At 29.2% G+C, this 7,756-nt stretch carries 8 protein-coding genes; 7 read left to right on the forward strand and 1 reads right to left on the reverse strand.

Translation table 11 applies throughout. The annotated features are described in order from the left end of the window. Positions 1 to 286 precede the first annotated feature (286 nt). On the reverse strand, positions 287 to 697 hold the full coding sequence (locus HUJ77_RS02340) for a hypothetical protein (RefSeq protein WP_291706963.1): 411 nt from the start codon (positions 695 to 697) through the stop codon (positions 287 to 289). Between the two features lie 109 nt (positions 698 to 806). Here HUJ77_RS02340 and HUJ77_RS02345 point away from each other — a divergent pair, with 109 nt between their 5' ends. The 7 genes from HUJ77_RS02345 to fliB form a co-directional block, all read left to right on the forward strand. Next, the gene (locus HUJ77_RS02345; protein ID WP_291706964.1) at positions 807 to 2,432 is read left to right on the forward strand and encodes a hypothetical protein; all 1,626 of its coding nucleotides are present in this window, start codon (positions 807 to 809) and stop codon (positions 2,430 to 2,432) included. Positions 2,433 to 3,282: 850 nt separating this feature from the next. Next, positions 3,283 to 3,540, forward strand: a complete 258-nt coding sequence (locus HUJ77_RS02350; protein ID WP_291706965.1) for a metal-sensitive transcriptional regulator — start codon at positions 3,283 to 3,285, stop codon at positions 3,538 to 3,540. Positions 3,541 to 3,704: 164 nt separating this feature from the next. Then, positions 3,705 to 4,277 carry a sulfurtransferase TusA family protein gene (locus tag HUJ77_RS02355; RefSeq protein WP_291706966.1) on the forward strand — a complete coding sequence of 191 codons (573 nt, stop codon included), beginning with the start codon at positions 3,705 to 3,707 and terminating at the stop codon, positions 4,275 to 4,277. 67 nt (positions 4,278 to 4,344) lie between these two features. Beyond that, positions 4,345 to 4,740 carry a DsrE/DsrF/DrsH-like family protein gene (locus HUJ77_RS02360; RefSeq protein ID WP_291706967.1) on the forward strand — a complete coding sequence of 132 codons (396 nt, stop codon included), beginning with the start codon at positions 4,345 to 4,347 and terminating at the stop codon, positions 4,738 to 4,740. 40 nt (positions 4,741 to 4,780) lie between these two features. Beyond that, positions 4,781 to 5,908 (forward strand): MBL fold metallo-hydrolase, encoded by a 1,128-nt coding sequence (locus HUJ77_RS02365; protein WP_291706968.1) that lies wholly within the window; start codon positions 4,781 to 4,783, stop codon positions 5,906 to 5,908. A 149-nt stretch (positions 5,909 to 6,057) separates the two neighbouring features. Then, positions 6,058 to 6,834 (forward strand): sulfite exporter TauE/SafE family protein, encoded by a 777-nt coding sequence (locus HUJ77_RS02370; RefSeq protein WP_291706969.1) that lies wholly within the window; start codon positions 6,058 to 6,060, stop codon positions 6,832 to 6,834. Between the two features lie 296 nt (positions 6,835 to 7,130). Then, positions 7,131 to 7,756, forward strand: a 626-nt coding sequence (gene fliB, locus HUJ77_RS02375; protein ID WP_291706970.1) for a flagellin lysine-N-methylase, incomplete at its 3' end; no start/stop codon positions are given.

Here is a 7,756-nt window from a genome sequence, read left to right on the forward strand (position 1 = left end):
CGGCAATACCGAGAGGTATGTGAAGAAATTCAACAGCCTCGTATCGACTTATAGGTTCCTAAAGCGAAAGCAATGGAATACTAGGATAGAAGACATAAACTATACTGAGCTTCTATAATACGCCAAGAGTGTATAAGCTTTATACACTAAGATATAGTCAATGCCTGAGATTGGAATCTAATAAAATCTATAAATGTTATAGATTGGTTCTAATGGAATAGAAATACAGGGACCGCATGACCCCTCGCCTCCACCAATAAATCCACGATAGAAATATCGTGGATTTTTACTTTATAGATATAAATTCATTATAGAAATTTTCTTTGGCTTCTAACATTTCAAGAGAATAACGACCATTTCTAGGAGTTAAAGCTTTATAATTTTTTAGTATCAATTCAGCACGTTGTCTTTTTGAATCTATGATTAAATAAGGATATATTTCTTTTATAAGATAAATTGCAACATTTCTTCTTAAAACATAACTATAGCAATCCTTATGAACTTCGGGATTATAATTTTTCTTAGAAATTATAACACCTTTTTCTACAGTTTTCTTAATCCATTTTAATAGTTCTAAGGAAGTAGAAGCAATTGATACACAAGGAGCGGGAAATTCATTAGAATGAAATCTTTGTAGCATTATACTTCCTTCACCGTCAATAATTCCAGCAATATAAGCTTTTTCTGTTTCTAACATATCATACCTCCTAAATAATAGTTTAATATTTTAATAAATATAAAAATTTAAATCATATACAATAATGTGGTAAAATAAGGACATCTTAACAAAAGGGGAGAATAGATGAATGGATAATGAAGAAAAATTAGAATTAGCCATTAAAAATACAGGATTAAGTGAAAAGATATGTAAAAAATATTTAGAAAAAAACGATTATGATATTGAAAAAACATTGAAGGAAATACAGGATAAATTAAAAAGTGGTCAAATTGAAATGCCATTAGTAACAGCTGGCGTAATATATGGAAATGTTAGTAATGCCAGTACTGTATATGGAATGGATAAGTTTAATACACCTAGGGGACATGGGTTTGCTGCAGAAAATGCTAATCATTTGTATGACAAAGTAAGTAATTTTGACTTTTTTGGAAAAGATACTGTGAAATTAACAGGTGAGGAAATTGATCCTAATACAGGGCGTATTGTTAAAAATGGAGCAGATAGAGTTGTTAATGGTATTAGTATTCAAACAAAATATTGTTCTAGTGGCTCAAAGTGCATTTCAGAGTGTTTTGAAAATGGAAAGTTAAGGTATTTAAATGCAGATGGAACACCAATGCAAATAGAAGTTCCATCAGATAAATATGATGCTGCAGTAAAAGCTATGGAAAATAGAATAAAAAATGGAGAGGTTCCAGGGGTAAGTGATCCATCAAAAGCTAATGAAATAGTTAGAAAAGGTAAATTTACATATGAACAAGTAAAAAATATAGCTAAGTTTGGAACAGTAGAATCAATTACATTTGATGCTGTTAATGGAGCAATTATTGCAACTGGTGCAATGGGGATTAGTGCAACTTTAACATTTGCCACATCCATTTGGAATGGAGAGGATTTTGATGATGCTATTAAAAAGGCTACTTATGCGGGATTAAAAGTAGGCGGAACAACATTTGTAACGGCTATATTATCCAGTCAATTATCAAGAGCTGGTTTAAATAGTGCATTAGTAGGAAGTTCAGAAGCAATTGTGAGTTTAATGGGTCCTAAGGCATCAGCAATGTTGGTTAATGCATTTAGAAGTGGTAGTAATATATATGGTGCAGCTGCTATGAAAAGTGCAGCTAAGATGTTACGAGGAAATGCAATAACTGGTGCTATTTCAGTAGTAGTTTTATCTAGCTTAGATGTTGCTGATATTTTTAAAGGAAGGATATCAGGAAGTCAATTATTTAAAAATGTTGCCAATACAGCATCTACAGTTGCAGGAGGAACAGCTGGATGGGTAGGTGGAGCTACTGCAGGTGCAGCAATTGGATCAGCAATACCTATAGTTGGTACTGCCATTGGTGGGGTTATAGGAGGAATACTTGGATCTTTTGCTGGTGGAGCAGCAGCAGGCAAAGTATCAGGTGCAGTGTTGAATGAGTTTATTGAAGATGATGCTAATAAAATGGTGAAAATAGTAGAGAAGGTATTTACAGAATTAGCTGAGGATTATTTATTAAATAAAAAAGAAGCTGAAAATATTATTGATATATTAACAGATAAATTAACTGGGAAATTACTTAAAGATATGTTTGCAAGTTCTAATCAAAATAGATTTGCAATGAATATATTGGAGCCATTAGTTGAAGCAGAAGTTAAGAACAGACAAATAATAAAAGTGCCATCAACATTAGAAATGTCTAATGGATTAATAGAAGTATTAGAAGAACTAGCAGATGAATTATCAGATGAAGTTTATGTATAACAAGTGTTTTATAAAATAAAGTTTACATTAAGAAGATTAAATAATATTTGAGCTTAAGATAGAAAATTAATAAGTAAAAATGTTTATAAAAGATAATTAATTAGGGCTGCCAAGCAACAGCCCTAATACAAACTCAAAACTAAATATATTAATTTCAAAAACTCTTTTGTGAGTTTTTTATTTTGCATATTTTCCAAGGCTTAACCATTTAGATAATGCATTAAGGACAGCATCTTTTTATAACATAACTTATATATTTTATTGTGGTATATGAAGAATATCGTAAATTACACCTTTTTCTGATTTTAAAATAAATATAAGTGCTGGAATTACTGATTTAGAGCCAATTATAAAGTTATTAGATGTTATGGTTCAGGAAAATTATTTGCTACCAGAATATATTTTTTATGTTTCAGCTTTAATTATTGAAGAGGCAAAATACACCTTGAATTGTAATCTTAATTCTGATTTAGTTATAAGTTTAGCTGATTATATTAATTTATCAATTACAAGACTTAAAAAGTATAATGTTATAAAATGTTATCTTCAGCTTAATATATTTTAAATTAGAGATAAAAAAATTCTAACTTTAAATTAATAATCATTATTTATTAAAAAAGATTATTGACAATATACCATAGGGGGTATATAATGTGATTAACAACATAGAACAAAGACATTATATTTATAGATAAAGTTATTAAATATAATTTAGATATTATCTATATAATAAAAAGAATATTAATAATATTTAATTTAATCATAGATTTTCATCCATTGACAATATACCCTGTGTGGTATATAATTTGTTAAAAAATAATAATGTAGTACATATATTAGGGGTGAAATTATGAAGTATGATCATAAAGTTGTAAATAGGATTAAGAGATTAGAAGGCCAATTAAAAGGCATATTAAATATGATGGAAGATGAGAAGGAATGTAAAGAAGTTATAACACAACTTTCAGCAGTTCGTTCAGCTATCGATAGGTCCATAGGAATTATTGTTAGTGAGAATCTTGTAAAATCTGTAACAGAAGAAGATAGTGAAGAGAATAAACATAAAATTGTACAGGAAGCTGTAGATCTTCTAGTAAAAAGCAGATAAATTTTTTTTGAGAAAAATATACCCTGCAGGGTATAGAACGAAGATTTGATCCTATTTTTTTAAGAAGAATATACCATGTAGGGTATAACGTAAAGGTTTAATTCTATTATATAACTTATGATTTTATCTAAAGAAAAAATAAAAAATATTAAGGAGAAGTTTACATGAAAAATATAAAGGTTGATTTAGTAGTAGATGCAAATGGGTTATCATGCCCTATGCCAATAGTAAAACTTAAGAAGGGAATGGCTCAATTAGAAGTTGGTCAAGTAGTTGAACTTCAATCTACTGATAAAGGATCAGTAGCAGATGTAAAAGCTTGGGCAAATAATACTGGATACCAATACTTAGGTAGTTTTCAGGATGAAGGAGTATTCAAGCATTATATTAGAAAAGATTCTTCTAATGAAGTAATAGAAAAAAAACACGAAGTAACAACTACAAATGATGAATTAATTAAAAAGATTGAAGCTAAAGAAGATATACAAATTGTAGATGTAAGGGAAGAAGCAGAGTATGTTTTTGCTCATATACCTAATGCTATATCTATGCCTCTAGGAGACTTAGAAGAAAATATTTCTAAGCTATCAAAGGATAAAGAAGTATATGTAATTTGTAGAACAGGTCATAGAAGTGATTTAGCAGCACAAAAGCTTTCTGATAATGGCTTTAATAAGGTTATAAATGTTATTCCTGGTATGAGTAATTGGACAGGGGATTTAGAAGGAATAAATTAATATAATAATTAGATAAAAATATAGAAATAAATGATTGATATATGTAAATATAGAGGAGGAAATAAGAATGAGTAAAAAGGTAGCTATAATAGCAAGTAACGGAGATATATTTAATGCCTATAAAGTTTTTAATATTGCAAATGCAGCAGCAGCAACAGATATGGAGGTTACAGTTTTCTTTACATTTGAAGGTCTTAACCTTATTCACAAACAAGGAGTTAAGGGAATTGTAATGCCAAAGGGAAATGAACAATTAGAAGAAGGCTTTAAAAATGCTAATGTACTTTCAGTAGAAGAGCTTGCTTTAATGGCACAAGAAATGGATGTTAAGTTTATTGCATGTCAAATGACTATGGATGTTATGGGAATTAATAAAGAAGACCTATTTGATAATATTGAAGTAGGCGGAGCTGTAACATTTTTAGAATTTGCTAAAGATGCAGATATAACTTTAAGCTTCTAATTTTTTTTGAAAAAATAATACCTAAGGGGGTATACTTGAGATGAGTATAAGAAAAGTAAATGTAAAAGAAATAACTAAAAAGATAATTAATAAAGAAAATTTATTTATATTAGATGTTAGAAACACAGAAGAATTTAAAGATTGGAAAATAGAAGGTAAAAACTTTACCCATATGAATGTTCCTTACTTTGATCTTTTAGATGGAGTAGATAGTATTGCTGACAAGCTTCCTAAAAATGAAGAATTTTTAGTAGTATGTGCTAAGGAAGGCTCATCTGTAATGATAGCTGATATGTTAGATGAAGCTGGATTTAAAGCATCATATCTTGAAGGTGGTATGAAAAGCTATAGTGAGTATATAGAACCATTAAAGATTGCAGATCTAAAGAATGGAGGAGAACTTTATCAATTTGTTCGCTTTGGTAAGGGATGTCTTTCTTACATGATTATATCTAATGGTGAGGCAGCTGTTGTAGATGCTGCAAGATTTATTGATATGTATATTGATTTTGCAAATTTAAAGGGTGCTAAGATTAAACATGTATTTGATACACATCTTCATGCAGACCATATTTCAGGAGGACGTTTCCTTGCTGAAAAAACAGGAGCAAAATATTACCTTTCACCAATGGATGCAAAAGGAGTAACATTTATCTATAGTCATCTAGAAGATGGATTAGTAATAAATGTAGGTAGTAGTTCTGTAAATATTCATGCTTTATATTCTCCAGGACATACTAGTGGTTCAATTTCATTTGTTATTGATAATAGCTACTTACTTACAGGAGATATATTATTTATTAACTCAATAGGAAGACCAGATCTTGCTGGAGTTGCTAGAGAATGGGCAGCAGATTTAAGAGAAAGTTTATATAAGAAATATAGAGAATTATCATATGAACTTTTAGTTCTTCCAGCTCACTATATGATAGTAGATGAGCTTAATGAAGACGGTACAGTTGGTAAGAAGTTAGGAGAACTTTTTGAAAAAAATGATGTTCTAAACATAGAGGATGAAGAGGAATTTATAAATCTTGTTACAAATAATATTCAACCTCAACCTAATGATTATAAGGATATAAGACTATTTAATATTGGTCAAATATCTCCAGATGAAGATAGACAAAGAGAAATGGAGATTGGACCTAATAGATGTGCAGTTAGATAGTTTATAGGTACCGTGGCAAAACTAAAATTAACAATGGAAAATGTAAAATGAAGGAATAAATTATTTTAGCAATTCTTCATTTTACATTCTAAACTTTTAATTAGAGGCTGCTTAGGTAGCCTCTTTATTAAATACTTAGGAGGAGACAAATGGAAATTTCATATATATTAACAATATTTTTAATAGGATTCATAGGATCATATATATCAGGAATGCTAGGTATAGGAGGTTCTATAATTAAATACCCAATGCTTTTATATATACCACCACTATTTGGATTAGCAGCCTTTAGTGCTCATGAGGTAGCAGGTATTAGTGCTGTTCAAGTGTTCTTTGCCACTATTGGTGGAATTATGGTCTATAGAAAAGGTGGATATTTAAATAAAAAGCTAATAGGTTATATGGGTGTAAGTATTTTAATAGGAAGCCTTATAGGAAGTTATGGCTCTAAGTTTTTAGCTGAAGAAGTCATTAATATAATTTATGGGATACTTGCTTTACTAGCAGCTATATTAATGTTTATCCCTAAAAAAGATAATGAAGATGTACCTATGGAAATGGTAAACTTCAATAAAGTTTTAGCTTCTGGACTTGCTTTTATTGTTGGAATAGGATCAGGGATTGTAGGAGCAGCAGGAGCATTTTTATTAGTTCCTATAATGCTTGTAGTTTTAAAGATTCCTACTCGTATGACTATAGCATCATCTCTAGCTATAACATTTATATCATCTATAGGTTCTATGGCAGGAAAGATTACAACAGGACAAGTAGAATTAGTTCCAGCTTTAATAATGGTAGTAGCAAGTCTTATTGCATCTCCATTAGGAGCAGCCTTTAGTAAGAAAGTTAATGCAAAAATACTTAAAAATGTTTTAGCTGTACTTATCCTTGCTACAGCAGTGAAAATATGGATGGGCATATTATAGAATAAAAGAGATTATAAATTAGAAAATTATTTCATTAAAGGGATACAAGAAATTTTAGAAATAGTAGCCTAATTAATAAGAAATTGAATAATTAATAATAAAAAATCGAACTGCCTTTAAAGGTAGTTCGATTTTTTATTGCTATAGTTTAATTGTTTAATAATATATTGTGTTTTTAGTATAAAGATCAGCTCTTATAATATTAGTTAAGAGATATCTGACAAACTTATAATACTGTAGTAAAATAAATGAGTAATAGAAAGTCTAATGAATGTATTTGAAAAGGAAGTTATACTATGGCGGAAAATATAAAAGCGAGATACCCAGAATATTTTAAAGAATTTAAGTGTATAGGTGGAAATTGTAAGGATAGTTGCTGTGTTGGTTGGGATATAGATATAGATAAGACTACCTTCAGGCAGTATTATAAAGTTAAAGATACAGAAATGAAAAGAATGTTTCAAAAAAATCTTCACAACAATCAGTATTGTACAAGCAGTGATGTGGATTATGGAAAAGTAAAATTAAAAGCTGATAAGAGATGTCCTTTTTTAGACGAAGAAAATTATTGCATTATTTATTCTAAGCTTGGAGAAGAATATCTTTCAAACGTTTGTACATCTTTTCCTAGAATAATTAATAAAATAGATGGTTATTATGAGATGTCTCTTGATGTAGCCTGCAATGAAGCTGCAAAAATTCTCTTATTAAAGGAAGAGGGAATTAAGTTTAAAGAAAGCGAAGAAATAATAGAAAAACATATAATATCAAGTGACATTGATACTAAATCTAAAAAGTATAATAAGTCACCAATAAAGTATTTCAAAGAAATTAGAGATTTTAGTATTAAGATAATACAAAATAGAAAATTTAATTTAAGTGAAAGGCTTTATATATTAGGTGATTTTATAAATAAGTTAGA

The sequence above is a fragment of the Clostridium sp. genome, assembly GCF_021443865.1.
Lineage (GTDB): Bacteria > Bacillota > Clostridia > Clostridiales > Clostridiaceae > Clostridium.

What these genes read in the sequence shown, in the direction of transcription:
- HUJ77_RS02340 (WP_291706963.1), bottom strand. Translation starts at nt 697, where the DNA reads ATGTTAGAAACAGAAAAAGCTTATATTGCTGGAATTATTGACGGTGAA.
- HUJ77_RS02345 (WP_291706964.1), top strand. Translation starts at nt 807, where the DNA reads ATGGATAATGAAGAAAAATTAGAATTAGCCATTAAAAATACAGGATTA.
- HUJ77_RS02350 (WP_291706965.1), top strand. Translation starts at nt 3,283, where the DNA reads ATGAAGTATGATCATAAAGTTGTAAATAGGATTAAGAGATTAGAAGGC.
- HUJ77_RS02355 (WP_291706966.1), top strand. Translation starts at nt 3,705, where the DNA reads ATGAAAAATATAAAGGTTGATTTAGTAGTAGATGCAAATGGGTTATCA.
- HUJ77_RS02360 (WP_291706967.1), top strand. Translation starts at nt 4,345, where the DNA reads ATGAGTAAAAAGGTAGCTATAATAGCAAGTAACGGAGATATATTTAAT.
- HUJ77_RS02365 (WP_291706968.1), top strand. Translation starts at nt 4,781, where the DNA reads ATGAGTATAAGAAAAGTAAATGTAAAAGAAATAACTAAAAAGATAATT.
- HUJ77_RS02370 (WP_291706969.1), top strand. Translation starts at nt 6,058, where the DNA reads ATGGAAATTTCATATATATTAACAATATTTTTAATAGGATTCATAGGA.